At 60.5% G+C, this 489-nt stretch carries 2 pseudogenes; both read right to left on the reverse strand.

The window, feature by feature from the left end:
• A pseudogene (locus tag J5M71_RS27620) lies at positions 1-183 on the reverse strand (histidine kinase); the annotation flags it as partial.
• Between the two features lie 79 nt (positions 184-262).
• Positions 263-489: pseudogene (locus J5M71_RS27625) on the reverse strand (ATP-dependent DNA helicase RecG); the annotation flags it as partial.

A 489-nucleotide genomic window follows, 5' to 3' on the forward strand; every position in this document is an offset into this window, starting at 1 on the left:
CTGTGGAAACAGCACCATCAACGCGCCCACGGCATCGTCCAGCAACACGGCCTGCACCTTTCGCGAGGCATTGAGGCCGTGGTGGTCGAGCACTTCTTCATAGGCAACGCCCAGCTTGTTGAGCAGCAGCCGAATAACAGACGGAGCTTGCGGAGATTCGGGGACGAGAGCAGCTTCGGTCATGGTCTGTATCCGTTTTTGAAACAATGGCAGGAGTATAACCAGCTCTGTAGGAACGATCCTGCACAAACTGCGACGGTGCTCACACTTGGCCGTATTGCTGCCCATGGCGCAGCCAACGGTCAAGCAATGGGCTGACGTGGGTCGGCCAGCGCTCCAGCAAAGCCTGGGCGGCGTCGCGCACGGCGGGCAGCAGGTCGGCGTCGCGCATCAGGTCGGCGACCTTGAATTGCAGCAGGCCGGTCTGACGGGTGCCGAGCATTTCCCCAGGGCCACGCAGTTCGAGATCTTTTTCGGCGATGACGAAAC

The sequence above is a fragment of the Pseudomonas sp. 43(2021) genome (assembly GCF_017490805.1).
Taxonomy (GTDB): Bacteria; Pseudomonadota; Gammaproteobacteria; order Pseudomonadales; family Pseudomonadaceae; genus Aquipseudomonas.